The organism is Paracoccus kondratievae, assembly GCF_009301415.1.
Classification (GTDB): Bacteria; Pseudomonadota; Alphaproteobacteria; order Rhodobacterales; family Rhodobacteraceae; genus Paracoccus; species Paracoccus kondratievae.
This window is the reverse complement of the sequence record NZ_CP045073.1, coordinates 847,093-874,072: the sequence shown is the minus strand read 5'-3', so window position 1 is coordinate 874,072 and position 26,980 is coordinate 847,093. Positions and strand designations below refer to the sequence as shown.

Here is a 26,980-nt window from a genome sequence, read left to right as displayed (position 1 = left end):
GGAAGGGGCGAGGAGCGCCCCAGCCGATGCCGCGGGAGGGAGGCGGCAGCGGATTCTCAGGCCGTGACGGCCATCCACTGCCGCGCGGCGGAGGAGCGCTGGATCGTCTCGACCAGCCGCTGGATACGCAGACCGGCCGCGAAGCCGAAAGGCTCGGGGATCTCGCCGGCAATGGCGCGCAGATAGCCCTCGATCTCGATGGCCTTCAGGTCGTTGAAGCCGATCTGATGGCCGGGGGCGACGCAGAAGCGGCCATAGGGCGGGTGGTCGGGGCTGGCCTCGATGCGGCGGAAGCCGCGCCGGCCGGGCGCGTCGGCGGTCGAATAGAAATGCAGCTCGTTGAAGCGCTCCTGGCTGAAGGCCAGCGCGCCCTTGGTGCCGTAGACCTCGAAATCATGCTGCATCTTGCGGCCGGTGGCGATCCAGTTGCCCTCGATGGAGCCTTGCGCGCCATTCGCGAAGCGCAGGAAGGCGCGGCCGACATCGTCCACTGTCACGGCACGCATGTTGCCCTGGCCGTCGGGGCGCTGGCCAATCATCGTGATGCAATCGCCCATCACCTCGGCGATCGGGCCGAGCAGGAATTCCGCCGTGGCCAGCGCATGGCTGCCGATATCGGCCAGCGCGCCGCCACCCGCCGGATCGTGGCGGAAGGTCCAGGGGCCGTCGGCATCGGCCATATAATCCTCGGCATGCAGGCCGCGATAGCCGCGGATCTCGCCCAGCTCGCCCGCTGCGATCATCTCGCGCGCAAGCCGCAGCATCGGGTTGCAGAGATAGTTGAAGCCGACCTGGGTCTTGACGCCCTTGGCCGCCGCCGCATCCGCCATCTGGCGCGCGTCCGAGGCCAGCGGTGCCAGCGGTTTTTCGCAATAGACATGCTTGCCGGCGGAAATGGCGGCCAGGGCCATCTCCTTGTGCAGCGCATTCGGGGCGGTGATGTCGATCACGTCGATCTGGGGGTCCGCGACCATGCTGCGCCAGTCGGCGGTGGCATGGGCAAAGCCGAAATCGGCGGCGGCACGGGCGGCGGCGTCCTCGGTGACGTCGGCGACCGTATGCAGTTCCAGCTGGTAAGGCAGGTCGAAGACCTTCTGCGCGCTGGCGAAACCGAAGACATGGGCCTTGCCCATGAAGCCGGTGCCGATCAGGCCGATACGCAGGACGGGTTTGTCAGACATGGGCAGTATCCGGTTTGAAGTGACGTTGCACTCAGCCGCCATCCAGATGGCGGACGAGACGACCGATTGACAGGGTTTCGGCACGGCTGTGCGGTGGTGGGCCATTGCGCGACGGTGCTGGAGGATCCTGCTCCAGGCGCTGCGGCAGGTCCGATATGAATGCGGCACTGCCGTAACGCAGATCCGTCGCCTGTCCGACGCTGTCGCCGAGTTCCGCGAGCCGGCGGCGCAGGTTCTCAAGCATGGGCGAAAGTCGGATTGACGATGAGACCGGGATCAACCGTGCCGTCCAGATAGTCGAGCGCGTTCCGGATGGATGCGATGGCCATGCGTTCGCCGCATTCGGCGGTCAGCCCGGCGATATGGGGCGACAGCACCGCGGTCGGCTGTTCGAACAAGGGCGAGCTGCCGGGCGGCTCTTCGTCGAAGACATCGATCCCGGCAGAACCGACCTGGCCCGAGGCCAGCGCTTCGGCCAGCGCCGCCTCGTCCACCACGCCACCGCGCGCCGTATTCGCAAGGACGACGCCGGGCTTCATCAGGGCGATCTCCCTTGCCCCCAGCACCGGCTTGTCGGCCCTGGGCACGTGGATCGAGATGCAATCGGCCCAAGCCAGCCCCTCATCCAGATCGGCAGCCTCCGCGACTGGACCTTCGGGCCAGCCCTTGCGGGCAAGATAGGGGTCATGGGCGCGGACCGTCATCTCGAAGCCGGCGGCCATGCGGGCAAGGCGCTGCCCGGTGCGGCCATAGCCGATGATCAGCAGGTTCTTGCCCGAGATTTCCCGCTGTTCCAGCCGGTTGCGCCAGCCCCATTGGCCGGGGTCACGCACCGCGCGGTCGGCCAGCAGCACGCGCTTGGCGGCCGCCAGAAGCTGCATCATCGCATGTTCGGCCACCGAGACCGAGTTCACGTCCCCGACGATGGTCAGCGCGATGCCGCGGTCGTTGAGTGCGGCAAGATCCACCGCGTCATAGCCGACCCCGTGACGCGAGACGACCCTGAGCCGCTTGGCCAGGGCCACGGTCGCGGCCGAAAGCGGCTGGGTGCGGATCACCAGCGCGTCGGCCTTGTGGATCAACGGCGCGTAGGAAGGTTCCGAAACTTCGGTCACGTAATCCACGGTGATGCCGCGTGCGGGCAGTTCGCGCAGCAGCGCCTCTCCCGCGGGATGCAGCTTTCCGGCAACAAGGAGATGCGGCATCAATAGGCTCCTTTCGTGGCAGAGGCGGGGGCGGAGCCGGTCAGGTCGCGCCAGGTCGCGACCGAGGCGGCGGCCGCACCGGCCAGCAGGCGGGTGTCGCCGCCGACCGTGGTCAGGTCGAACCCCCAGCCGATGGCCCTGGCGGCATATTCCGGCGTGCCGCAATGCAGGCAGGCACGGATGCCGTTCGCCTTGCAGGCGTCCTTGATCCGTTGAAGCAGCGCGATCATCTCGGGCTCTTCGCGGTCGAAGGCGGGGGGCAGGCGGCCTTCCTGCGTGCCCAGCGTCAGATCTGCCGGGCCGACATAGATGCCGTCGAGGCCGGGCGTCGCCGCGATGGCGTCCAGGTTGTCCATGCCCTGCTGGGTCTCGACCATCGCCAGCGCCAGCACCTGATCGTTCGCCGCCACGCCATAGCCGCCATAGGCGAAGGTGGCGCGGGTCGGGCCGAAGCTGCGCTGGCCATGCGGCGGATAGCGCATGTAGCTGACGAATTCCGCCGCCTCCTCGGCCGAGTTCACCATCGGGCAGATGATGCCTTGCGCGCCGGCGTCCAGCGCCTTCATGATCGCGCCCGGTTCGCGCCAGGGCACGCGGACCATCGGCGTCACGCCGGACGCCCGCATCGCCTGCAGCATGGGCAGCACGGCGCTGTAGTCCAGCGCGCCGTGCTGGGCGTCGATGGTGATGCTGTCATAGCCTTGCGCTGCCATGATCTCGGCGGTCAGCGGATTGCCGATGGACAGCCAGCCGTTGATTGCGGCGCGCCCCTCGGCCCATTGCTGTTTGAGCTTGTTGGTGAACATCGCGTTTCCTCCCCTCAGAACACGATCTGCGCGAGCTTGGTGTCGAGATAATCCTCGATCCCCTCGATGCCGCCCTCGCGGCCCATGCCGGAATGGTTGGTGCCGCCGAAGGGCGCCTCGGATGCGGCCAGCGCGAAGCTGTTGATGCCGACCATGCCGGCCTTCAGCCCCGCCGACATGCGCCGCGCCCGGTCGGGCGAGCGGGTGAAGGCATAGGCAGAAAGCCCCATGTCGGACGCATTGGCGCGCGCCAGCGCCTCGTCCTCGGTCGAGAAGCGGGTGATGGCGGCGATCGGACCGAAGTTCTCCCCGGCAAAGACCCTCATGTCGTCGGTAACATTGGTCAGCACCGTCGGCTCGAAGAAGAAGCCGCTGTTCAGATGCGCCGGACGCTTGCCGCCATGCGCGAGCTTGGCCCCGGCGCGGACGGCATCGGCGACGATTTCCTCGATTTCCGCCAGTCGTCCACCATTGATCAGCGGGCCCATGCCGGTGTCGGGGTCCATCCCGTCGCCCAGCTTGATCTGCGCCGCCCGCGAAACGAATCCGTCCACGAAGGCGTCGTGCAGGCTGTCATGGACGAAGATCCGGTCCGGGGTCACGCAGACCTGCCCGCAATTGGCGAACTTGGTCGGCACGGTCAGGTCCAGCGCGGCTTCCAGGTCCGCATCGTCATGGATGATCAGCGGCGCGTTGCCGCCAAGCTCCATCGAGACTTTCTTCACCGTATCGGCGGCATCGCGGATCATCTGCTGGCCGACGCGGGTCGAGCCGGTCAGGCTGACCTTGCGCACCCGGCTGTCCGCCATGATCGGCGCATAGGTTGCGCCGGTCGAGCCGACGACAAGGTTCACCGCGCCGTCGGGCAGTCCCGCCGCACGCAGGCAGTCGACCATCACCATCGCCACGCCCGGCGTCTGCGAGGACGGGCGCAGCACCACCGGACAGCCGGCGGCCAGCGCCGGAGCCAGTTTGCGGGCGGGCAAGGCGGCGGGGAAGTTCCAGGCGGTGAAGGCGCCGACGATGCCCACCGGCTCGCGCGTCACCTCGAAACGGCCGCCGGGGACGCGGCTGTCGACGATGCGGCCATAGATGCGGCGCGCCTCCTCGGCGAACCAGCGGAACTGGTCGCAGGCAAGGCCCCATTCGCGGCCCGCCTGCGCGATAGGCTTGCCGGTCTCGGCCGAGATCATCCGCGCTGCCTCGTCGGCGCGGCGGATCATCTCGTCCGCGGCCCTGTGCAGCGCGTCGGCGCGGCCGAAACCGCCCATCTCACGCAGTTTCGGCAGGGCGCGGGCTGCGGCGTCCAGTGCCGCCTTCGTGTCCTCGACCGTGGCAAGGGCCAACTGGCCCAACGATTTTTCGGTGACCGGAGAGATGACCTCGCCGCTGGCGGTGCCCTGGGTCCAGCTTCCGTCGATGAACAGTCCGAATTGCGAATACATGGCTTATCCGATTTCCCTGGTTGCGACCGTGCGGCCCTTGGCGGCGGAAAGGATCGCGGCCTCGGCCAGCAGCAGTGCCTGCCGGCCGTCCTCGAACCCGACCGGCACCGGCTTGCCTTGCTCGATGGCATCGACGAAGGCGCTGATCTCGGCCGCGAAGGCATCGGCATAACGGTCGATGAAGAAATTCTTCAGCGGCGTGGCGCGGTCGGTGAATTCCGCACCATAGAGCCGCACATGATCCAGCGCCCGGTTTTCCGAGATCGCCATGCCTGCGCTGCCGAAAGCCTCGACGCGCTGGTCATAGCCATAGACCGCGCGGCGCGAGTTGGTGATGATCGCCTGCTTGCCCGATTCGGTCTTCAGCACCACCGTCACCGTGTCGTAGTCGTCGCAACGCTGCATCAGAGACGGGTCGACCAGGCGCGAGCCGGTGGCGGTGACCTCGGTCACCTCCTCGCCCAGGATGAAGCGGGCCATGTCGAAATCATGGATGGTCATGTCGCGGAAGATGCCGCCCGAGGCCTCGATATAGGCGTCGGGCGCCATGCCGGGATCGCGCGAGGTGATGGTGACCTGATGCAACTCGCCGATCTGGCCCGATTCGATGGCCTTCCGGACCCCGGCATGGCCACTGTCGAAGCGGCGCACGAAGCCCAGCATGATCGGCAGGCTGGTGCCGGCAATTTTCGTTGCACAAGCGTTTACCCGGTCCAGCGACAGGTCGATGGGCTTTTCGCACAGGATCGCCTTGCCCGCCGCGACGGACTGCTCGATCAGATCGGCATGGGTGGCGGTCGAGCTGGCGATCAGCACCGCATCCACCTCGGCCGAGGCCAGCGCCGCCTCGACCGAATCGAAACGCGGCACGCCCAGTTGGGCTGCGACTTCGGCTGCTGCGGGGGCATGGATGTCATAGACGCCTGCCAGCCGGGCGCGCGGATGGGCAGCGATGTTTTCGGCGTGCATGCGACCGATGCGGCCGGTGCCGAGGACGGCGATTCCTGTCATGGGTTCCTCCCGAAATTTGTTTCGCAATAATCATTGCAGAACTATTGCATTGTCAATCATCATTCCGTATCGTCTGAAAAAACACCATCCGCAGGAGGAGGCGAGATGCCACGCAAGACCGTGCGCCTGACCATGGCCCAGGCCCTTGTTCGTTACCTTTGCAACCAGTTCACCGAGATCGAGGGCGCGCGTGTCCCGCTGTTCGCGGGCGTCTTCGGCATCTTCGGCCATGGCAACGTGACCTGCCTGTCCGAAGCCTTGGAGCAGGTGCAGGACCAACTGCCGACCTGGCGCGGCCAGAACGAGCAGAGCATGGCACTGGCCGCGATCGGCTTCGCCAAGGCCAAGCGTCGCCGCCAGCTGATGGTCGCCGCGACCTCGATCGGGCCGGGGGCGCTGAACATGGTGACGGCGGCGGGCGTCGCCATGGCGAACCGCCTGCCGGTGCTGCTGATCGCGGGCGACACCTTCGCGAATCGCCTGCCCGATCCGGTGCTGCAGCAGGTCGAGCATTTCGGCGACCCGACCATCACCGCGAACGATGCCTTCAAATCGGTCGTGCGCTATTGGGACCGCATCACGTTGCCCGAGCAGCTGATCCAGTCGCTGCCGCAGGCGGTAGCGACCATGCTGGACCCCGCCGATTGCGGCCCGGCATTCATCGGCCTGGCGCAGGACACGCAGGAATTGGCCTATGATTACCCCGAGGTTTTCTTCGAACCGCGCGTCTGGTCGATCCCGCGCCCGCGTCCCGACCGCGATGCGGTCGCGGCGGCGGCCGAACTGCTGAAAACGGCCAGGAAGCCGCTGATCATCTCGGGCGGCGGCGTGCGCTATTCGCTGGCCGAGGACGCCCTGGCGGATTTCGCCGCCAAGCGCGGCATCCCGGTGGTCGAGACCATCGCCGGCAAGGGCGCGCTGACCCATGACCATCCGGTCCATGCCGGACCCATCGGCATCGTCGGCTCGACCTCGGCCAATGCGCTGGCGAAAGAGGCCGACGTGATCCTGGCCATCGGCACCCGGCTGCAGGATTTCACCACCGGCTCCTGGACGGCCTTTGCCGAGGATGCGCGGTTCATCTCGGTCAACGCGGCACGCTTCGATGCCATCAAGCACCGTTCGCTGGCCGTGGTCGGCGATGCGCTGGAAACCATCGGCGAGCTGGACGCGGCGCTTGGCGACTGGGCGGCCGACGCTGGGCTGATGAAGCAGGCCAAGGAATTGTTCGCCGAATGGAACAAGCTGCTGGACGAGCATCAGGCGCCGACCAACGAGCTGGTGCCGTCCTATGCGCAGGTTGTCGGCGTGCTGAACAAGGTCGCCGGGCCGAACGACACGCTGATCGCTGCGGCGGGCGGCACGCCGGGCGAGGTGACCAAGGGCTGGCGGGTCAAGAACCCCAACACCTTCGACTGCGAGTTCGGCTTTTCCTGCATGGGTTACGAGATCGCCGCGGGCTGGGGCTGCGCCATGGCGCAGGAGGGGCCGGGCGCGACCGGCGGCACGCCCATCGTCATGCTGGGCGACGGCACCTACATGATGATGAACTCGGACATCTATTCGGCGGCGCTGACCGGCCACAAGATGGTCGTGGTGGTCTGCGACAACGGCGGCTTCGCGGTCATCAACCGGCTTCAGCAGGCCAAGGGTGTGCCCGGTTTCAACAACCTGCTCGCCGATTGCCGGATCCAGAACCGCGACAACCCGCTGCATGTCGATTTCGTGAAACATGCCGAGGCGATGGGCGCCCGCGCCGTCAAGGCCGAAAGCCTGGCCGATCTGGAGGGCGCGATGACGGATGCGCTGGCCCATGACGGGGTGACGGTGATCTCGATCGTCTCGGATGCCTGGAAATGGGTGCCGGGGGATGCGGATTGGGATGTCGGCGTGCCCGAGATCTCGAATTTCGAAACCGTCCGCGCCGCTCGCGCGGCGCAGGAAAAGATCCGCGAAGCGCAGCGTCTGGGTGTGTAAATGAAAGCAAAGCTTGGCATCGCGCCCATCGCGTGGTGGAACGACGACCTGGCGGAACTGTCCGATGACGTCAGCCTGGAGGAATGTCTGCGGCAGGCCTCCGAGGCCGGGTTCACCGGCATGGAGACCGGCCGTCGCTTTCCGATGGACATGGCCGAACTGGGGCCGATCCTCGACCGTTTCGGCGTCTCGGTCTGCGGCGGCTGGTTCTCGGGCCTGCTGCTGGACGGCGATATCGAGGCGGAAAAGGATCGCATCGCGCAACAGATGGAATTCTTCATCGCTGCGGGCGCGCCCTGCATTGTCTACGGCGAGACCGCGCGCTCCATCCAGGGCGTGCGTTCCGCGCCGCTGGCCACCAAGCCGAAGCTGACCGAGGTCGAGATGGCCGCCTATGGCCGCAAGATCAGCGATTTTGCCGATTGGTGCGCGGGGCAGGGGATGCCGATCTCGTATCACCACCACATGGCGGCAGCGGTCGAGACAGAGGAAGAACTTGACCTGTTCATGAAGCATTCTTCGGTGCCGCTGCTCTACGACGCGGGTCACATGGCCTTTGCCGGCGGCGACGTGATGCGGGTGATCGAGAACCACCATGCCCGCATCAGCCATGTCCATGCCAAGGACATCCGCCGTGCAGTCGTGGACGGGCTGGACCGTTCGCGCGAAAGCTTCCTCGATGCGGTGATCAAGGGCGCGTTCACCGTGCCGGGCGATGGCTCGCTGGATTTCGAGGCCATCGTCAAGGCATTGGCGGCCAAGGGCTATGAGGGCTGGTTCGTGGTCGAGGCCGAGCAGGACCCGGTGGCGAACCCGCCGCTGGAGATGGCGAAAAAGGGGCATAAGGAGCTGCTGCGCGTGATGGCGGCGGCTGGCTATGAGGTGGTGAAATGAACCGCATCGATGGAAAGATCGCCGTCGTCACCGGCGGCACGCAGGGGCTTGGCGCGGCCATCGCGCGGCTTTTTGCCGAAGCCGGTGCGGCGGGCATCGTGATCGTCGGCCGAGGCGTCGAGAAAGGGCAGGCGGTCGCGACCGAAATCACGGCTGCGACCGACATTCCGGTCGAGATGGTCGCCGCCGACCTGGGCAAGATCGAGGACGTGCAGGCCATCATCCCCGCCGCCGACAAGCGTTTCGGCCGCGTGGACATTCTGGTCAACGCCGCCGGCCTGACCGACCGCGGCAATATCCTGAACACTCCGCCCGAACTGTTCGACCGCATGTTCGCGGTCAACACCCGCGCGCCGTTCTTCCTGATGCAGGACGCGGCCAAGGTGATGACCCGCGAGGGGATCGAGGGGCGCATCGTCAATATCGGTTCGATGTCCGCGCTGGTGGGCCAGCCCTTTCTCGCGCCCTATGCGGGGTCCAAGGGGGCCTTGGCGACGCTGACCCGCCATGCCGGCTTTGCGCTGATGCGGCACCGGATCCATGTAAACCAGCTCGATATCGGCTGGATGAACTCGGACCACGAACGCGCGCTGGTGCTGTCGGAAACCGGCGATCCCGATTTTATCGATCGGGCGGCGGCGCAGAAACCCTTTGGTCGCATCCTCGACCCGAAGGAAGTCGCGCGCGCCGTGTTGTGGATGGCCTCCGACGACAGCGGCATGATGACCGGGGCGGTGATCCCCTTCGACCAGTCCGTCCATGGCGGCTATGACGACGCGCCGGTCCCGGCGGCAAAACTGGAGGCATGACGATGCAAACCATCAAGGGGCCGGGCGTCTTCCTGGCCCAGTTCGCGGCCGATGATGCGCCCTACAACTCGCTGCCCAGCCTGGCGAAATGGGCGGCCGACAAGGGCTTCAAGGGCGTCCAGATCCCGACCTGGGACACGCGCCTGATCGACATGAAACAGGCCGCCGAAAGTGATGCCTATTGCGACGAGATCAAGGGGATGCTGGCCGACAACGGGCTCCAGATCACCGAGTTCGCCTCGCATATCACCGGCCAGCTGGTGGCGGTGCATCCCGCGCATGACGTCATCATGGACAGCTTTGCGCCTGAACATGTGCGCGGCAACCCGGCCGGACGCCGGGCATGGGCCGAGGAACAGTTGCGTTTCGCCGCCCGGGCCTCGCAGCGGATGGGGATCGACCGGCATGTGACCTTCTCGGGCGCGCTGCTCTGGCCCTACCTTTACCCCTATCCGCAATGGCCGGAGGGGTTGGTCGAGGAAGGTTTCGACGAATTGGCAAGGCGTTGGGAGCCGATCCTCGACGATTTCGACGCCCATGGTGTGGATGTCTGCTATGAGATCCACCCCTGCGAGGATATCCATGACGGCCATAGCTGGGAGTTCTTCCTCGAGAAGGTGAAGAACCACCCCCGCGCCAATATCATGTATGATCCCAGCCATTTCGTGCTGCAGGCGCTGGATTACCTGGCCTTCATCGACCACTATCACGACCGTATCCGCGCCTTTCACGTCAAGGATGCCGAGTTCCGCCCAGACGGCAAGTCCGGCGCCTATGGCGGCTATCAGCCGTGGAGCAGGCGCGCGGGCCGCTTCCGCTCGCCCGGCGACGGGCAGGTCGATTTCGGGGCGATCTTCACCAAGCTGACGACCCATGGCTTCGACGGCTGGGCGGTGCTGGAATGGGAGTGCTTCGTCAAGAACCCCGAGGACGGCGCCCGTGAAGGCGCGCAGTTCATCGCGGATCACATCATCCGGGTGTCGGACCGCGCCTTCGACGATTTCGTGAAATCCGGCGCCAATCGCAGCGCCAACCGGGCCATGCTCGGACTGGAGGAATGACCATGTTGCGTCTTGGAATGGTGGGCGGCGGGCAGGGCGCCTATATCGGTAATATCCATCGCCTCGCCTCGCGGCTGGACGGGCAATGGCAGTTGGTGGCCGGGGCCTTCGACGTCGATCCCGAGCGTGGCCGCGCCTTCGCGATCTCGCAGGGGCTCGATCCCGCCCGCAGCTATGGCACCTATGAGGAACTGATCGCGGGCGAGACGGCGCGGGAGGACCGGGTGGACGCGGTGGCGATCTGCACGCCGAACTTCACCCATTACCCGATCGCCAAGGCGCTGATCGAGGCAGGCTTCGAGGTGATCTGCGAAAAGCCCCTGACCGCGACGCTGGAGGATGCCGTGGCGCTGGAAAAACTGGCGCGGGAAAGTGGCCGCTTCGTCGGCGTGACCTATACCTATTCCGGCTATCCGATGGTGCACGAGGCCCGCGTCCGCGTCGCCCGTGGCGAGTTGGGCGCGATCCGCACGGTGCAGGTCGAATATCCGCTGGAATGGATGGCGACCGCCATCGAGCAGTCGGGCAATGCCCAGGCCGCCTGGCGCACCGATCCCAAGAAGAACGGCCGCGGCGGCTCCATCGGCGACATCGGCACCCATGCCTATCACCTGGCGGGCTTCGTCACCGGCTTGACGCTGGAAAGCCTGACAGCCGATCTGGCGACCTTCGTGGGCGGCAGGGCATTGGACGACAACGCCCATGTGATGATGCGCTATCAGGGCGGGGCGCGGGGCTTGCTTTGGTCTTCGCAGGTCGCCATCGGCAATTCCAACGGCGTGCGGCTGCGGGTGTTCGGCGAAAAAGGCTCGCTGCAATGGTTCCAGGAGCAGCCGAACGAGCTGGTCTTCACGCCGCTGGACGGCCGTGTGCAGATCATCAAGCGCGGCGCCGACGATCTGTCCGAGGACGCCAAGCTGCGCATCCGCACGCCCCCCGGCCATCCCGAGGGCTATCTGGAGGCCTTCGCCAACCTTTATGCCGGTTTCGCCGAGGCGATCCGCGCCCGCAAGGAGGGGCGTGCGCCCAGCCTGCTGGGGCAGAACCTGCCGTTGGCCCATGACGGGCTGAAAGGTGTGGCCTTTGTCGAGGCTGTCGTGGACAGCCACGAGGCCGAGGGGCAGCCCTGGCTGACGCCGGTCGCGGTCTGACCGGTCCCGGCCCCCTCGCGGGGCCGCACATCCCGCCAATGCGTCCGGGGAGGGGAGAGCATGAGGACGTTAGACGTTATTACCATCGGTCGGTCCTCGGTCGATCTTTATGGCCAGCAGATCGGCGGACGGCTGGAGGACATGGGTTCGTTCGCGAAATATGCCGGCGGCTCTCCGACGAACATCGCATGCGGCACGGCACGGCTGGGCCTGCGCTCGGCGGTCATCACCCGAGTCGGCGACGAACATGTGGGCCGTTTCATCCGCGAACAATTGGCGCGCGAGGGCGTGGATACCCGCGGCGTCGCGACCGACCCGGAACGGCTGACCGCGCTGGTGTTGCTTGGCATCCGCGACTAAGAGCAGTTCCCGCTGATCTTCTATCGCGAGAATTGTGCCGACGTGGCGCTGAGCGAGGACGATATCGACGAGCGGTTCATCGCCGAGGCGCGCTCGGTTCTGGCCACCGGCACGCATCTCAGCCATCCCCGCACCGAGGCGGCGATGCTCAGGGCGCTGGAACTGGCGCGCAAACATGGCGCCAGAACGGCGCTGGACATCGACTACCGGCCGAACCTTTGGGGGCTGGCAGGGCATGGCGACGGTGAAAGCCGTTTTGTCGAAAGCGCCGTCGTCACGGCCAAGCCGCAATCGACCCTGCATTTCTTTGACCTGATCGTGGGCACCGAGGAAGAATTCCATATCGCGGGCGGCTCAACTGATATGATTGCCGCGCTTCCTGCAGTTCGAAACGTCAGCGCCGCCACGCTGGTCTGCAAACGCGGCGCAAAGGGCGCAGTTGCCTTTACCGGTGCGATTCCGGACCAACTGGACGATGGCGAAACCGGCCCTGGCTTTCCCATCGAGGTCTTCAACGTGCTGGGCGCGGGCGACGGATTCTTCTCGGGGCTGCTCAAGGGATGGCTTGATGATGAAAGCTGGCCCAGGGCACTGGAATATGCCAATGCCTGCGGTGCCTTCGCGGTCAGCCGCCATGGCTGCACCCCGGCCTATCCTTCGCTGGCCGAACTTGAGTTTTTCCTCAAACGCGGCGTGTTGCGGCCCGATCTGCGCAATGATGCTGAACTTGAACAGATCCATTGGGCCACCAACCGCCACAACCCCGGCGCCGGCGACTGGTCCACGACGCGGGTCTTTGCCCATGATGAGGGCGGAGGCAACGGGGCTCGCTTTGCCAGCCTCATCGGCACATGCAGGATGAACGGCGTCGAGCCCTATGCCTACCTGCGCGATCTCTTCACGCGCCTGGCCAACGGCCACCTGGAAAAAGACATCGGCGCCCTGATGCACTGGGCATATGCCCAAACGGCGAAACCAGCCGGGATGAGCTCATAAAGGGGGCTGTTGAAAAAGTTGTTTCAGGCTGCCGCCGGGTTTGGTCGGCCTGCGCGTATTTCGATGCTCGAACAGAGCAACAGCATCATTGCGGCTGCCAGTTTCTTGAGGTTGATGGCGATGGCCGTCAGGAGCGCTTGTATCCTCATGTTCTCGAGCCCCCTGCGGATGGCTCTGGCAAGCCCGTGGAGCGTCTTGGCGGTGCCGTGGGTGCGTTCGACGCGCCAGCGATGCCGTGTGTATATCACATGGTCGTCCTTTCCCCATGCCAGGCGTTTGCGTCGAGCGCGCAAGATGGCCGCGTGGTTTGTCACGATATGCACCCTCCGAGATGGTGCGCCCTGGGGCAGGCATTGTGCCTTGAGAGGACAGTGCGCGCAGTCATGCCGGTTGGCGCGATACCATTGCCCGGATTTTGTGACGTTTCTCGGGGTCAGCCGCCTCCTCGCCGGACACCGGACCACATCATGATAGGGATCGAACTTGAACCGCTCGGTTGGAAAGCCCTGCGCCGCCTTGCTCCGAGGGGAGCGAAGCGGCGGGATAACGGCTTCGATCCTGCGGTCTTCAAGGGCGGCGTAAATCCGGCCAATGCCATAGAGCCTGTCCGCCGTGATCCGGCCCGGGGAAACCCCGAGGGTCGCTTCGATTGTTTCCAGGCGCTCGTCGAACCGGCCCGTGTCATGTTCTTCGCCGGTCACGATCTCCACATCGACGACGACGCCTGCGAGATCGTCGACGGCCGTGTGCTGCTTGTAGGCCGGGCGCAGCGGAGCCTTGGAGGATGTCGCCATGGTCGCATCCGGGTCCGTGCGGCAGAGCTTCTTGAACCTGCCGCTCGTGCGCGCGGCCCGCCCGACGTCATTGGCCTCGTCGTGAGCCGTCTCCACCGCGTCCAGATGGCGCGAGACCAATACGTCCATGCTGACATTCGCCTGGATCAGGCTGGCATCGATGTGAACGGTCTCCGCCGAAACCATCCCGGCCTTCTGGCACTGCTGCACGACACGCGTGAAGACCTGACGGAAGACATCTTCACCCCAACGCTGACGGATGCGCGTCAGTGAGGAGGGATCCGGCAGTGCCTCGTGCAAGGCGTAGCCTGTGAACCAGCGGATCGCGAGATTGACCTGCGCTTCCCTCATCAACCGCCGGTCTTGAACGATCCCCAGCAGGAAACCCGCAAGCATCAGCCGCACGGCAACCTCGGGCTCGATGCCGGGGCGGCCATTGTCGGCAGGTCGGCCACTTCAGCGTGAAGCCAACCAAGATCAAGAACCTGATCGACCCTAACCAGTACATGGTCATTATGGATCAGCCCCCGCAGGAACCCGGTGATGAAAAGCTCCAGTTGTCCGCGTTCCTTCCGACCCAACATCGCAGCCTCTCATCCACCGATAAGCAAAATGAATCAGAGACATGGGGCTTTTTCAACAGCCCCATAAAGGACTCTTTTCTGAGCTGCGAACGGGCCAACTCTGTCCGGCATCCTGCGGCGCAAGCCTGAAATCAATGGGGCGCAGCCGCCGCATACACAAAATCCTGCCAATTTATTCTGTCAGATCAATTGTCAAAATTGAGCCGGAGAGAGGCGCTTCGGAGAGAATGCGTGCCGACAGGCGGATTCGGGCGGTGGTGATGAACAGGGTCTGCCCTGTCGGTCCGCCAAAACACAGATCTGTAGGGCGCGGGACTGGAAGTGTAACCTTGCGCTCCACGCGACCAGCTTTATCCAGTCTGGCGATAGACCAGCCATCCCAAAGTGCGACCCACAATCGCCCTTCCTGATCCGCGACAATCCCGTCGGGGCTCCCTTCGCTTGTGTCAAATTCCGCGAAGGGTTCCAGCGCCCCGATCCGTCGCGCTTCAGGATCGAAATCTGCGCGCAGGATCAGGCGGCGGGCCGATTCTACGACGTAGATCGTCTTGCCATCCGGGTTCCAGGCAAGGCCACTGGGGACCGAAAGCCCCTCCTTGGCGACGCTCACCCCAGCGTCCGAAACACGTAGGATCGCCCCCTCCCCCGGGCGGGCGCGCACACTCATGCTGGTCAGCCAGTATCCGCCGGATGGATCTATGCCACAGTTATTAAAACGGCTGTCGACAAGACCTCTCGGCAGGATCTGGACAAGCTCCTGCGAATTTTCCCGACTCACGAGATGAAGTCCGGTGCCGTCGGCAAAAAGTAGTCCGCCATCCGATTTTAGACCGCACAGCACGCCCATGTCCGGCTTGGTGACTGTCCATGTGTTCCCCGCTTCCATGTCACAAGCGAGTACCGCTGGCCCCATAACATCCGCTAGGTAAAGCAGGTTGTCCCGCTCGCTCCATCGAGGTGTCTTGCCAAGTAGAGTGGTTGCGGGAATACAGCGGGTCTCGGGCTGGCTTGGCTGGGGCTTAGGCCGCAGACGCGGTTCAATTGACTGCACAGAATTTCCCGCATTTGACGTGATCTTGCGCGCGCTGTCGATGATGTCGGGGGCGAGCGCGTGAAGATGGTCTGGTGACAGTCGGCTTGCCGGGCCCGTCACCCCGATCGCGGCGATCGGTCGGCCCAGATAATCCAGAATGGGGGCGGCCACGCTGGCCACGGCGTCATTGCCGGATGCGGTATAGACGGTGTATCCGCGCGCCGCCGCACGGCGCATCGCCTCGCCGAAGGGAATCGCGCGGCCGTCCGACAGCCCGACGGATCTGCGCGGCAGATCCGGGTCGATTTCGGCAATCATCGCGGGGTCCAGTTCGCTCAGGATGGCCATGCCGAAGGCCCCCGGGAACAAGGGCTCCATCTGTCCGATCGGCACGACCGAGCGGATACCGAACAGGCTTTCGCGCCGATCGACGACAATGAAGTGGTTCCCGGACCGCAAGCCGAGCACCGAGGCCTCGCGGCTGATCTCGCGCAGGCGATCGAGGTGATCGCGCGCCAGCGCACGCAAATCTACATCCGCCCAGGCTTTATGGGCCAGTTCGAACAGATGAAACCCGAGACGGAACCCTCGGCTCGCGGAATCGAGCTGCAGAAATCCGCGCTCCTCCAGCGCGGAAACGATCCGGTGCACCGTCGGGCGCGGCATTCCCAATTCAGCCGCGATCGGTCCAACGCCCACCGGATTCGGGGATTTTGAAATGAATTCAATGATATCCAATGCCTTCAAAAGGGCACCAGCGCCTTGCACGCCGGATTTTGCGGATTCCATGCACAGCTCCGTTGACAACAGTCTTCAAGTTACTCTACGGTATTCATATTGTGGACTGCAAGTCCATAATATGGACAATTGGTCGGGGCGGAGTGAAAACCCGGGAATGAGGCGCCCTTACCTGAACGGCTCCGCCCGGTGACGGGTCGGGATGACAAGCTTCGGAAGATGGAGGACGAAGTTGACTTTCATTAGCGGGATCAACCCCAAACTTGGCGTGACTGCCGAAATTGCACCGCTGCGCGGCGAATGCGGTATCGGCGCGATGATGCCCTGGGCAGGCAAGCTCTGGTTTGTGACCTTCGTCGGCCACACCGGGCGCAGCGGCGCAGGCACCGGCCTTTACACGGTCGATGAAAACCTGAATATGGAGAAACATCCGGCAAGCGTCGTGGGCACCTATGCCAACCGCTGGATCCACTCCGCTACGGATCAGCTGGTCATCGGCCCGCATCTGGTGGACAAGGACGGCAATGTCCGCACGGTGCCCGACCTGATCCCGCATCGCCTGACCGCGACGATGGACCACCACGAGGATGTGGTGAACAAGATCAGCTATGTGACGATGGAAGGACTGATCCTCGAACTCGACCTGCGCACGCTCGAGGTCCGGACAGCGTTCAATATGCTGAAGGAACTGAAGCTGCCCCCAGGCAATCAGCCGCATTTCAAGGCCGGGTTCACCTGCAACGGGCGCATCATTGTCGGGAACAACACCTATGATGAACGCGACCATAAAGGCGAATGGACCGGTGGTGTCTTGGCCGAATACTACGACGGAAAGTGGTCGATCCTGGAAAAGACCGGCTTCATGGAGGTATTCGGCCGGCGCAATCTCAGCGGCACGATTTTCGCGATCGGCTGGGACAGGCGCTCCGCGATCATGCGCACGCTGATCGACGGGCAATGGACCCGCTACCGCCTGCCGAAAGCCTCCTCGGGCTATGAATATTACTGGTCGCTCGAATGGACCCGCATCCGGGAGATGGAGCACGAGCGCTACATCATCGACGCAAGCGGCATGTTCTACGAAGTCAGCCCGGTGTCCTATGAGGGCCGCGTCTGGGGCCTGCGACCGGTCAGCACGCACCTGCGCGTGGTGCCCGACTTCACCATCTATCGCGGCATGCTGGTGATGGGCGGCAACCAGGTTTCGCCGAACATGGAGCTGGACTGGTGGCGTTCCGACCGGACCGAGAACGAAGGCAAGGACACCGGCGGCACGCTTGACCTGAACGCGCGGATGGACAACAACCCGATCGCAGGCGAGCCGCAGACCGGGCTGTGGTTTGGCGCGATGGACGACCTCTGGACCAAGTTCGGCAAGCCGAAGGGCTGGGGCGGCGTCTGGTGGGAGGACAAGGTCAAGGCCGGCGAAGCCTCCGACCCGTTCCTGATGACCGGGTTCGAGCACAAGTCGATGCACCTGTCCAACAGCAGCGATCACGCTGTGTCGATCAAGGTCGAGATCGACTTCCTCGGCAATGGCTCGTGGAAGACCTATGACGTGATCGAGGTGGCGGCAGGTGGCTATGCGTCCCATTCCTTCCCCGAGGGCTTCAGTGCGCACTGGATTCGCCTCGTGGCGGACAAGGATTGCATCGCGACGGGCTATTTTCACTACACGTAACCGCGCGCAAACAATGCCATGTCCCGGAGGGAGGCCGGGGCATGGCGAGCATGCCACCCCACCGGGGGCATCAAGCTCACTTCGCGGAGTTTTTGGGAGGAGAGACCGAGATGAACCGTACAATTGGGCTGCGTGGTATTCTGGGCGCTGCGGCGCTTGCGCTGATGCCGATGGCGCTACACGCTGAACAGACGACGATCCGGATGTGGACATTCCTCAACCCCGAGGGATCGACCGTCCGGGAAAAGGTTCTGGGCAAGCTGATCTCGAATTTCGAGGCAAGCCACCCGGACATCCGGGTGCGGACCGAGCAGCAGGTATGGGATCAGATGACGCCGAAATTCATGGCGGCGAGCGGCGCGGGCAGCGCGCCGGACGTGATCTGGGTGAATTCGGATCTTCTGGGCGTCGTCATCAACAGCGGTGCTCTGGCGGATATCGGCTCCGCCTTCACGGCGGAAGACCTTGCCGATCTCGACAACCCGCTGGTGCAGTCCGCGATGGTGGAGGGCAAGGTCTACGGTGTGGGTCAGTCCTACATGATCTTCGGCCTTATCGCGCGCCAGAAATTTCTGGACGAAGCGGGCGTAGACGCGGCAGCGATCCGCACCTGGGCAGACCTTGATGCGGCCGCGAAGAAGCTGACGAAGCGTTCAGGAAATTCGGTCGAACGCTGGGGTCTGTGCCAGGATCTGGGGATGACCAAGATCGATCCGGGCCTTCTTCTGGCGCATCTGCTGACCAATGACGGTGACCGACCGGCCTTCGGGCAGACCGGCCGCGCGGACTGGTCGAACGATCGTGGGCTGGCGGGCATCCGTCATGTGACATCGCTGATCGAGGAGGGCGTCAGCCCGCGCGAGGGCCTGAACTGGACCAACGACGAGATGTATGACCAGTTCTCGGCCGGACGCTGCGCGATGATCACCGGCGCCAGCGTCCGGATCGGCAGCCTGCAAAAGGCCACGGGCGACGATGACATCGCCTTCATCCCCTATCCCTCGGACGATGGCGCGGCCCCGTCACGGCAGGCGATCAGCAACTGGACCACCTCGGTCTGGGAGGGTTCGAAGCACAAGGAGGCCGCGGCGCAGTTCGTCGCCTATCTCGTCAGTCCCGAAGCCGACGCCCTGTGGGTCACCGAAGGCGGAACCCTTCCGGCCCGGGCCTCGACGGCCCGGAAGCTTGCGCAGTTCCTGGACAAACCAACCCATCGCTACATGCGCGCCGCAGGGGACTACATCCGCAGCAGTGGCTGGGTGCCTCCCTTCGGTGCCGACATCAGCGGCTATCGCGACGATATGAACCGCGCGATCCAGCAGGTCGTGATGAACGGAACTGATCCGAAACAAGCTCTGGAACAGGCCGAACAGGCCTACAACGCCCGCCACGGATACTGATCCGCGCGCCTCGGGCCGGGACGCTGTTCCGGCCTTCCTGCCCCGTTTCCCGGAAGATCCCATGATGACACGCGCAAATCTGATCAAGGGCTGGCGCCGTAACGGCCACGGCCTGCTCTATGTCGCCCCGACGGTCGTGCTCCTGCTGCTGCTGCTTTACGGACCGGCGATCTCCGGTTTCTATCAGAGCCTGTTCCGGCTTGGCGGCGCGAATGCCGGAGCCTTCATCGGCATGGACGTCTATGCCACGGTTGTGTCCGAGCCCGGCTTTGGCAAAGTGGTCGCCAGCACCGCCTTCTTCGTGCTGGGCAGCGTGATCGGCACCGTCACGCTCGGCTTCGCGATCGCGCTCTATATCAACGGGCTTGATGACGTGTCGGCGCGGATCCTGCAGATATGGGTCATCATCCCCTGGGCGATTTCCTCGGTCGTTGGGGCGCTTCTGTTCCGCTGGTTCTACATGAGCGACCTTGGCCTGTTCCGCGAAATGCTGCGTTGGATCGGGATCCCGATGATGGACCCGATGTCGACGGGCACGGGCGCCATGCTGGCCCTGATCATGTCCGCGGTCTGGAAGAAGCTCGGTTTCGCCGTGATCCTGCTGCTCTCCGGGCTGAAGGCGATCCCCCAGGATTACTACGAGGCCGCCCGGATCGACGGTGCCAGCGCCCTGCAGCGATTCCGCGAAATCACCGTGCCGCTGCTGGCGGGGCCGCTGCTGATCAGCTCGGTCGTTCTCGGCATCGCCGACCTCAACACGGTCGAACTGCCGCTGATCGTCACCGGGGGCGGTCCGCTCGACAGCACCACGACGGTCGCGCTGTCGATCTACCAGAAGGCCTTCAGCCAGTATGACCTTCAGCGCGCGATCACGCTCGCCATCATCACCTTCGTCGTGAACATCGTCCTCGTGGCGCTCTATGTGCGCAGCGTCCGCGGGCAGGAGGAGTGAGGCGCATCATGTCTACAACCATCCGCAAGAAACTGACGCTTATCATCATCGGGGCGCTGGTGCTTCTGTTCAATCTGGGCCCGATCCTGTGGGGAGTTCTGGGATCACTGCGCCCGCGCGACGAAATCATGCGCTATCCGCCGGAGCCGATCCCGTCCACGCTCGGGATCGAGCATTACCGCACCATCACCGAAGGCGGCTTCCTGCCCGCGGCTCAGGCGAGCCTGATCTATGCGGTGGTTACCGTGTTTGCCGCGCTGATCGCCGGCAGTCTTGCCGCCTATGCCCTGGACCGGATCCGCTTCGTGGGCCGCTCGGTGGTGATGTTCCTCGTGCTGGCCGGGATTCCTCTGGCAAGCGGTGCGGCGGCGCTGATCGTGCCAACCTATCTTTACATGGTGAAGCTCGGGCTGAACGACACCGTCTTCGTGCTGCCGCTCGTCTATATCGCCTACAATCTTCCCACGGCGGTCTGGGTGCTGCGCGGCGCGCTCGGCGGTCTGTCGAGCGAACTGGACGAAGCCGCTGCGATCGACGGCGCGGGCCGCCTGCGCACCCTGTTCGAGATACTGCTTCCCCTGTGCAAGCCTGCGATCGGCGCGGCCGCGCTGTTTTGCTTCGTTGGCGCCTGGAATGAATTCGTCGCCGGTTCGGTGTTGGTCGACAACCCGGATCTGCGGCCGATCCAGGTCTCCATCTATCAGAACATGGGGTATTTCGGCCGCGACTGGGGGCCGTTGCTGGCCTCGGCGACGCTGGCGATCGTGCCGATCATCATCGCCTTCCTGATCTTCGGCCGGCTGCTGATCTCCGGGCTGACAAAGGGCGCGGTCAAGGGCTGATCCGGCTCACAGATATTCAGAAGGAAGCCACAATGGCGCATATCTTACTTGAAAACCTGACCAAATCCTATGGTGCGCTGAGCGTCATCAAGGGCATCGACCTGCAGATCGCCGATGGTGAGATGCTCGTCCTCGTCGGGCCGTCCGGTTGCGGGAAATCCACCCTGCTGCGGATGATCGCGGGGTTGGAGACGATCACCTCGGGCACGCTGTCGATCGATGACCGGAGGGTCAACGACATCGACCCGCGGGACCGCGACATCGCCATGGTCTTCCAGAGCTATGCGCTCTATCCGCACAAGACCGTGCTGGAGAACATCACCTTCGGCCTGAAGATGCGCCGTATGCCGCCAGACGAGGTGCGCAAGCGCGCGGAGTACGCCAGCGTGGCGCTCGGGCTGGAACAGTATCTGGACCGCTACCCGGGGCAGCTTTCTGGCGGGCAGCGGCAGCGCGTGGCGATGGGACGGGCGCTGGTGCGCGAACCGAAAGCGTTCCTGTTCGACGAGCCGCTCTCCAATCTGGACGCCCAGTTGCGGGTTCAGATGCGGATGGAGATTCGCGCGCTGCAACAGAAGCTCGGCGTGACCTCGATCTATGTCACCCATGACCAGATCGAGGCGATGACTATGGGGGACCGGATCGCGGTCATGCATGGCGGCGATATCGTCCAGGTGGGCGCGCCGCTCGACATCTACGACCATCCGGCAAATGTCTTCGTCGCTACCTTCATCGGATCGCCTGCCATAAATCTGTTCGACGCACGCATTTCCTCGGATGGCCAGACAGCCATCACCGCCGCAGGCCTGTCCGTCCCCGTGAGAGCGACCGGAATGGCGCCCGAGATGCCGGTTCGTATCGGCATCCGGCCAGAGCATCTGAGCCTGTCTTCCGAAGGTCTACCCGCTCGGGTTGAGGCCATAGAGCAGACTGGCCTCGACACGTTGCTGATGGTGCTCACTGCCGGCATATCCTTGCGCGTTCTCGTCCGTGACCGGCAACACCTGCATATTGGAGAGCAAATACGTTTGGTGGTGGATCCGCGGCATGTTCATATATTCACGCGAGATGGCGATGCCCTTGGAACCCGGTGTCACACCGCGCGCTGATCTGGCCGGTGTCGTTCGCCCCCGGGTTTTCCGTGCGGGGGCCGCATCGGACGGGAGGCGTCGAGCTACAAGACCGGGCATGGATACGAATCGTATTGCCGTCGTTTCCTATCCGATCGGCCGTAAGCCCTTGTGCTAGGCGCGGCGATACTGTCATCACCATTCCTTCCCGATGCACTGGAGTTTTTGGCGGGTGAAATCAGCGGCGCAGGTCGTTGGAGATCGGCCCGGCGCGCTGGCCAGTCCAACGGCTGATTGTGGAGATAGCAGACGGCCTCTTCAAAGGGGGGGGAACCGATGGAGCAGGAATATCAAGGCAGGTTGAAATCTCGTGTCAACAATCCCCCGTCATGGGAGCGCCCGGTTCAATGGCCGGAAACCGGTCTGCCCTTTGATCTCCGGGCGGTCCGTTATGTCCTGGCCGCCGCGGAGCTGCTCAGCTTCAGCAAGGTGGCTCTGGCCCTCGATATCAAGGTCTCCACCGTCAGCCGCAGCATCCGGGATCTTGAGGACAGCATCGGGGTTTCCTTGTTCGAGCGCACGACCATGGGTGTGCGCCTGACCGATGCCGGGTCGCGCTTTCTCGACGATATTCTGCCGACGATCTTCCAGATCGAGAACGCCATTCATCATGCCGGCTCCGCCGGCCGGGTCGAGGAGGGCGTCGTTCGCATCGGCATCCTGACCACGCTCGCCGGAGGTTTTCTGCGCGACCTGATTGCGGGCTACCGGCAGGAATTCGACGGCGTACAGCTGCAGATCCGCGATGGTGGTCGCCGCGAACATCTGCGCGCCATCCGGGCGCGCGATCTCGATATCGCCTTTTTCACCGGCAACGGCGCCATCGAGGACTGCGACCTGCTGGAACTCTGGCAGGAGCGGGTACATGTGGCGATCCCTGCTGCCCATCCGTTGGCCCGCGAGCCCGAGCTTGACTGGCCGCAGCTGAAAGGCGAACGGTTCATTGTGCCCTCGCAGGAGCCCGGTCCGGAAGTTCACGATTACATCATCCGCCGGATCGCCGATTACAGCACCTATCCGGATATCGGCTTCCGGCCGGTGCTGCTGGAGACGCTGATGCATCTTGTGGCGATGGGCGAGGGCATCACCCTGGTGTCGGAAGGCTGGACCCATATGGTCTGTCCCGCCCTCGTTATGCGCCCCCTGACCGCAGCCGAGGATATCGTGCCGATGTCTGTGGTCTGGTCGCCGCAGAACGACAATCCGGCCATGCGGAGGTTCATAAGTTTCGCGCAATCATTCCGGCGGCAATGGCGAAGAGCCGTTGCGGCTGGAGGGTGAGGTCATGGAAATCTTGGGCCGTTCATGGGGCATTGCTCCTTATGTCAAGCCATCTCCTGCCCGCTTATGTCATGAAGACCGGCCATAGGGATGCCACGAGCAGGGTGGCCATGATGAGGTTGAAGGCGCGCAGCCGTCTGGGGTCGGTCAGGAACCGGCGCAGGCCGGTGCCGAAGCCTGCCCAGATGCCGACGCAGGGCGCGTTGATTGCGGCCATCAGCACCGCCACGCCGGTCACCGCGGCCCATGAAGGGTGCGGCGGCAGATAGGTTGCGACCGCGCCAAGTGCCATCACCCAGGCTTTGGGATTGACCCATTGAAAGGCCGCCGCGCCAAGAAAGCCAAGCGGCCGGGCAGTTGTCCCTTCGGGTGCATCCGGGGTGCCTGCGCGGGCGATTTTCCAGGCGAGATACAGAAGATAAGCCCCGCCGATCCAGCGAAGGACAGTGTTCAGTTGTGGCCAGCGTTCGAACACCGTCCCAAGCCCCAGACCCATGATGGCGACCATCGCCCCGAAGCCGAGGCTGATCCCGGCAATATGCGGCAACGTCCGGCGGATGCCGAAATTCACCCCCGAGGCCAGCACCATCATATTGTTCGGCCCCGGCGTGACCGAGGTCACGATCGTATAGAGACCCAGGGCCAGCAGGGTCGGGGCGGCGGCCATGGTCGGCATGTCCGGTGTCATGATTGCGGCCTCAGGAAACGGCTGACCATGGTGGTGATCAGCTTGCGGCTTTCCCCGAAGTCAAGCCCATCAGTCATCAAGGGCAGCATGGGAGCCGCGTCCAGCACCGCGACCAGAACCGCGCTGGTATGGCGGGGATCGAGGCTTGGGTCGACCTCGCCACGCGCCTGACCGGCGGCCAGAGCGGCGGTCAGCAGATCGCGGATACCGTCGGTATTGTCCTTCAGAATGGTATGGATGCGCGGGTTGCGCCCTGCCTCGGCCAGAAGTTCGAACAGGATGCGGCAATGGGACAGGTCGTCCCAGCCCGACATGCTCCAAAGCTCTGACAGCAGCACGGTCGCGGTCGGCGTTTCCTGGCTATGGCCGCCGAAATGACCGTGCAGCGCGGCAAGGTAATCGTCGGCCATCTGCTCGATGATCGCCTCCTTGCTGGGGAAATAATGGTAAAGGTGACCGGGGCTCATCCCCGCCTCCTTGCAGATCATCGAGATCGAGGCGCCCTGAAGCCCATTGCGCAGGAAACAGCGATGTGCGGCGGCGAGGACCTCCTGCCGTTTTTCCTCATGCTGTTCGGGGTCGATCTTGCGTGCCATAAGGCGCCTCCGGTTTGATAGTGCGGACGCTCTATTTATCTCTTGACCGCCCGGCCAAGATGATAGAGTGATGCCTCTATCTATTATGCCGCCACCGCCCGGTCCAGCACAAAGCAAGGGGGGCAGGGGCCATCTTTCCGCGAGGTATCATGGACAAACCGATCCATCTTCTCACACAGGGGCTGGCGCTGCTGCTGGCCGCGTTCTTCCTGTTCGGGGCCTGGGGCAATCTGTTTCTCTCGCCCGAAAACGAGGCCGCCTATGCCGCCTGGGGCTATCCGGGCTGGTTTCACTATGTGACCGCGCTGTGCGAACTGGTTGCGGCCATCCTGCTCGCGCGCACCGCGACCCGCCCCTATGGCGCGGGGCTTGGAGCGGCGGTGATGGCGGCCGCGCTGCTGACGACGCTGATTCACGGCGATTACGGCCATTCCGCAGCACCCGCCGTGGTGCTGGCGGTCGCGCTTGTCGTGCTTGCCCTTTCGCTGACCCACAGGCCCGCCACGGTCTGAACCTTACCCCGGAGTCCCCTTCATGAGCCCCAATTCCCATCCGGCCGATTCGGCCGGTTCTGCAAGCATGCCTGATGATCCGCGTGACGGCTGGTCCGATCTGCTGTCCGGCCGGCATCTGGCCATCGTCACCGTCATGGCCAGCGGCATCCTGCTTTATGCGATGAACCTTTACTTCACCGCGGCGCTGATGCCCTCGATCGTCGCGGATATCGGCGGGCAGGCCTATTATGCCTGGGTCACCACCGGCTTCGTCATCGCGGCCATCGTGGCCTCGCTGTTTGTCAGCCGGTTGCTTGACAGCAGGGGGCCGGCCAGCGCCTATCTGATTGCCTTCGTCACCTTCGCGCTTGGCGCTGCCGGCAATGCCATCAGCCCGACGATGCAGATCCTGATCGCCGGCCGGATCATTCAGGGCCTGGGCGGGGGGCTGCTGGCCGGGCTCGGCTATGCGGTGATCCGCAGCGCGCTGCCCGAGCGGCACTGGGCACGCGCGACCGGTGTCGTTTCGGCCATGTGGGGCGTGGGCACGTTGTTCGGTCCGGCGCTTGGCGGGGTGTTCGCGGAGCTCGGGCTGTGGCGCTGGTCCTATGGCGGTCTTGCACTGGTCGCGCTGATATTTGCGTTGCTCGGGCAGCGGTCCTTTGCCGGTATGGCGGGGTCCGCGCGGCAGAACCCGGTGCCGGTGGCCTCGCTCATTCTGCTGGTGCTTGCAACCATCGCCATCAGCTTGAGCGCGGTATTGCCGATCGGCTGGCCGACCATGCTGGCCGTCGGGGCCGGGCTGGTGCTGCTCTGGCTGTTCGTAACGGTCGAGCGGCGGTCGGACAACACCATTCTGCCGAAGCTGACCTATCGGCGCGGCAATGCGCTCAAATGGGTCTATCTGACGGTTGCGGCGCTGAGTGCGGGCGTCATGGTCGAGAACTTCATTCCGCTGTTCGGCCAGCAGCTGGCGGGTCTCAGCCCGCTTGTGGCGGGGCTTCTGGGGGCGGTGCTGTCGCTGGCCTGGGTCATCGCGCAACTGTTCGTGGTGTCGGTGTCTTCGGATGCCGGGCGCAGGCGTGCGATCAGGCTGGGGCCGCTGCTGCTGACGGCGGGGCTGATCGTCTATGGGCTGTTTCAGGCATCAGGGGCAGGACTGGCCACGGTCGCCATCTGGGCCGGTGCGCTGACTGTCTCGGGCGTGGGCATCGGTCTGGCCTGGCCCCTGCTGGGCGTTGCCGCCATGAGCAGTTCCCGTGATCCGGCCGAGGGCGGCAAGGCCGCTGCCGCGATCACGACCACGCAGCTGATCGCCTTCTCGATCACCTCGGCCATGGCGGGCACGCTGATGGCGGCGGGTGGCGAGTCCATCGCCGATGCCGCGCGGTATGTCTCGCTTGGAATCGCGCTCCTGACTCTGCTGGGTGTCCTGACCGCGGGAATCGCCACGCGCCGATAAGAAAGCATCCGGTGCCGTTATGGCGCCGGAACAAAACCAGCGGAGTTGCAGAGGGCATTCCCTGAAGACGGATCTGACCGAGAAGCGTCGGGTGATGTATAAAGCGTCGGACCCCGTTTCAGCCCCGGGGCGCTGTTTTTTAACCATCAGCCGGTGCCGTTGGCGGGGCAGGGCGCGCGATGTCAGCACCGCCAGTTCCAGCCTTCCTTGCCTTAGCGAAGCCCCGATCCGTCGCGACGAATCGCTCCAGCATCGGTGCAATCAGTCGTGCCGGTTCGATGGGCGGTGATCCGACCGCGGCCAAGAGCCGCCCGTATGAGACAAGATCCCGGTGCAGCCCTGCGGGCAGTTCCACCGTCACCTTCACCGGCTTGTCGTCCGCGGGCGGCGCGAGTTTCAGCTTCACCAT

23 protein-coding genes and 3 pseudogenes are annotated in these 26,980 nt (G+C 64.4%); 15 read left to right on the top strand and 11 right to left on the bottom strand.

The window, feature by feature from the left end; translation table 11 throughout:
* Positions 1-56 precede the first annotated feature (56 nt).
* From F8A10_RS15615 to iolG, 6 genes are read right to left on the bottom strand one after another with little or no spacing between them, the layout of a single operon-like run.
* On the bottom strand, positions 57-1,181 hold the full coding sequence (locus F8A10_RS15615) for a Gfo/Idh/MocA family protein (RefSeq protein WP_010400094.1): 1,125 nt from the start codon (positions 1,179-1,181) through the stop codon (positions 57-59).
* Between the two features lie 31 nt (positions 1,182-1,212).
* Complete coding sequence (locus F8A10_RS15610) at positions 1,213-1,425, bottom strand: hypothetical protein (protein ID WP_010400095.1); 213 nt, start codon at positions 1,423-1,425, stop codon at positions 1,213-1,215.
* Positions 1,418-2,386 (bottom strand): hydroxyacid dehydrogenase, encoded by a 969-nt coding sequence (locus F8A10_RS15605; protein ID WP_010400097.1) that lies wholly within the window; start codon positions 2,384-2,386, stop codon positions 1,418-1,420. The genes F8A10_RS15610 and F8A10_RS15605 overlap by 8 nt, the downstream gene beginning before the upstream one ends.
* Complete coding sequence (locus tag F8A10_RS15600) at positions 2,386-3,192, bottom strand: HpcH/HpaI aldolase family protein (RefSeq protein ID WP_010400098.1); 807 nt, start codon at positions 3,190-3,192, stop codon at positions 2,386-2,388. The genes F8A10_RS15605 and F8A10_RS15600 overlap by 1 nt, the downstream gene beginning before the upstream one ends.
* Before the next feature lie 14 nt (positions 3,193-3,206).
* Positions 3,207-4,637, bottom strand: coding sequence for an NAD-dependent succinate-semialdehyde dehydrogenase (locus tag F8A10_RS15595; protein WP_010400099.1), 1,431 nt, complete (start codon positions 4,635-4,637; stop codon positions 3,207-3,209).
* 3 nt (positions 4,638-4,640) lie between these two features.
* On the bottom strand, positions 4,641-5,648 hold the full coding sequence (iolG, locus tag F8A10_RS15590) for an inositol 2-dehydrogenase (RefSeq protein ID WP_085503112.1): 1,008 nt from the start codon (positions 5,646-5,648) through the stop codon (positions 4,641-4,643).
* A gap of 105 nt (positions 5,649-5,753) precedes the next feature.
* On the opposite strand from iolG, the gene iolD reads away from it, so the two are divergent.
* The 7 genes and pseudogenes from iolD to F8A10_RS21175 form a co-directional block, all read left to right on the top strand.
* On the top strand, positions 5,754-7,625 hold the full coding sequence (gene iolD / locus F8A10_RS15585) for a 3D-(3,5/4)-trihydroxycyclohexane-1,2-dione acylhydrolase (decyclizing) (protein WP_010400101.1): 1,872 nt from the start codon (positions 5,754-5,756) through the stop codon (positions 7,623-7,625).
* A complete protein-coding gene (gene iolE, locus F8A10_RS15580; protein WP_152367835.1) occupies positions 7,626-8,519 on the top strand; it encodes a myo-inosose-2 dehydratase in 894 nt (297 codons plus the stop codon).
* Complete coding sequence (locus F8A10_RS15575) at positions 8,516-9,328, top strand: SDR family oxidoreductase (RefSeq protein ID WP_152367834.1); 813 nt, start codon at positions 8,516-8,518, stop codon at positions 9,326-9,328. The genes iolE and F8A10_RS15575 overlap by 4 nt, the downstream gene beginning before the upstream one ends.
* Positions 9,329-9,330: 2 nt before the next feature.
* Positions 9,331-10,389 (top strand): sugar phosphate isomerase/epimerase family protein, encoded by a 1,059-nt coding sequence (locus F8A10_RS15570; protein WP_152367833.1) that lies wholly within the window; start codon positions 9,331-9,333, stop codon positions 10,387-10,389.
* Positions 10,390-10,406: 17 nt separating this feature from the next.
* Complete coding sequence (locus F8A10_RS15565) at positions 10,407-11,540, top strand: Gfo/Idh/MocA family protein (protein ID WP_152368175.1); 1,134 nt, start codon at positions 10,407-10,409, stop codon at positions 11,538-11,540.
* 60 nt (positions 11,541-11,600) lie between these two features.
* Positions 11,601-12,707 (top strand): annotated as a pseudogene (iolC, locus tag F8A10_RS15560) (5-dehydro-2-deoxygluconokinase); the annotation flags it as partial.
* Positions 12,702-12,896 (top strand): annotated as a pseudogene (locus F8A10_RS21175) (transposase domain-containing protein); the annotation flags it as partial. The pseudogenes iolC and F8A10_RS21175, both read left to right, overlap by 6 nt.
* Positions 12,897-12,919: 23 nt before the next feature.
* Here F8A10_RS21175 and F8A10_RS15555 read toward each other — a convergent pair.
* Together F8A10_RS15555 and F8A10_RS15550 are read right to left on the bottom strand one after the other, a co-directional pair.
* Positions 12,920-14,274 (bottom strand): annotated as a pseudogene (locus F8A10_RS15555) (transposase).
* 172 nt (positions 14,275-14,446) lie between these two features.
* Positions 14,447-16,096 (bottom strand): SMP-30/gluconolactonase/LRE family protein, encoded by a 1,650-nt coding sequence (locus tag F8A10_RS15550; protein WP_152367832.1) that lies wholly within the window; start codon positions 16,094-16,096, stop codon positions 14,447-14,449.
* A 181-nt stretch (positions 16,097-16,277) separates the two neighbouring features.
* On the opposite strand from F8A10_RS15550, the gene F8A10_RS15545 reads away from it, so the two are divergent.
* From F8A10_RS15545 to F8A10_RS15520, 6 genes are all read left to right on the top strand, one after another.
* Positions 16,278-17,726, top strand: coding sequence for a hypothetical protein (locus tag F8A10_RS15545; RefSeq protein ID WP_227493454.1), 1,449 nt, complete (start codon positions 16,278-16,280; stop codon positions 17,724-17,726).
* A gap of 41 nt (positions 17,727-17,767) precedes the next feature.
* Positions 17,768-19,126, top strand: coding sequence for an ABC transporter substrate-binding protein (locus F8A10_RS15540; RefSeq protein WP_152367830.1), 1,359 nt, complete (start codon positions 17,768-17,770; stop codon positions 19,124-19,126).
* Positions 19,127-19,187: 61 nt separating this feature from the next.
* Positions 19,188-20,078: a carbohydrate ABC transporter permease gene (locus tag F8A10_RS15535; protein ID WP_152367829.1), complete on the top strand. Its 891-nt coding sequence runs from the start codon at positions 19,188-19,190 to the stop codon at positions 20,076-20,078.
* Positions 20,075-20,920 carry a carbohydrate ABC transporter permease gene (locus F8A10_RS15530; RefSeq protein ID WP_152367828.1) on the top strand — a complete coding sequence of 282 codons (846 nt, stop codon included), beginning with the start codon at positions 20,075-20,077 and terminating at the stop codon, positions 20,918-20,920. Before F8A10_RS15535 ends, F8A10_RS15530 begins: the two co-directional genes overlap by 4 nt.
* A gap of 32 nt (positions 20,921-20,952) precedes the next feature.
* Complete coding sequence (locus tag F8A10_RS15525) at positions 20,953-22,029, top strand: ABC transporter ATP-binding protein (protein ID WP_152367827.1); 1,077 nt, start codon at positions 20,953-20,955, stop codon at positions 22,027-22,029.
* A gap of 297 nt (positions 22,030-22,326) precedes the next feature.
* Positions 22,327-23,331 (top strand): LysR family transcriptional regulator, encoded by a 1,005-nt coding sequence (locus F8A10_RS15520; RefSeq protein WP_152367826.1) that lies wholly within the window; start codon positions 22,327-22,329, stop codon positions 23,329-23,331.
* A 64-nt stretch (positions 23,332-23,395) separates the two neighbouring features.
* On the opposite strand, the gene F8A10_RS15515 is transcribed toward F8A10_RS15520, so the two are convergent.
* Complete coding sequence (locus F8A10_RS15515; RefSeq protein ID WP_227493453.1) at positions 23,396-24,019, bottom strand: LysE family translocator; 624 nt, start codon at positions 24,017-24,019, stop codon at positions 23,396-23,398.
* Positions 24,016-24,615 (bottom strand): TetR/AcrR family transcriptional regulator, encoded by a 600-nt coding sequence (locus F8A10_RS15510; protein WP_152367825.1) that lies wholly within the window; start codon positions 24,613-24,615, stop codon positions 24,016-24,018. The genes F8A10_RS15515 and F8A10_RS15510 overlap by 4 nt, the downstream gene beginning before the upstream one ends.
* Before the next feature lie 149 nt (positions 24,616-24,764).
* On the opposite strand from F8A10_RS15510, the gene F8A10_RS15505 reads away from it, so the two are divergent.
* On the top strand, positions 24,765-25,127 hold the full coding sequence (locus F8A10_RS15505; protein ID WP_152367824.1) for a DoxX family protein: 363 nt from the start codon (positions 24,765-24,767) through the stop codon (positions 25,125-25,127).
* A gap of 22 nt (positions 25,128-25,149) precedes the next feature.
* A complete protein-coding gene (locus F8A10_RS15500; RefSeq protein WP_152367823.1) occupies positions 25,150-26,571 on the top strand; it encodes an MFS transporter in 1,422 nt (473 codons plus the stop codon).
* A 139-nt stretch (positions 26,572-26,710) separates the two neighbouring features.
* Here the strand turns inward: F8A10_RS15500 and F8A10_RS15495 are convergent, their stop codons facing one another.
* Positions 26,711-26,980, bottom strand: a complete 270-nt coding sequence (locus F8A10_RS15495; protein WP_152367822.1) for a DUF2274 domain-containing protein — start codon at positions 26,978-26,980, stop codon at positions 26,711-26,713.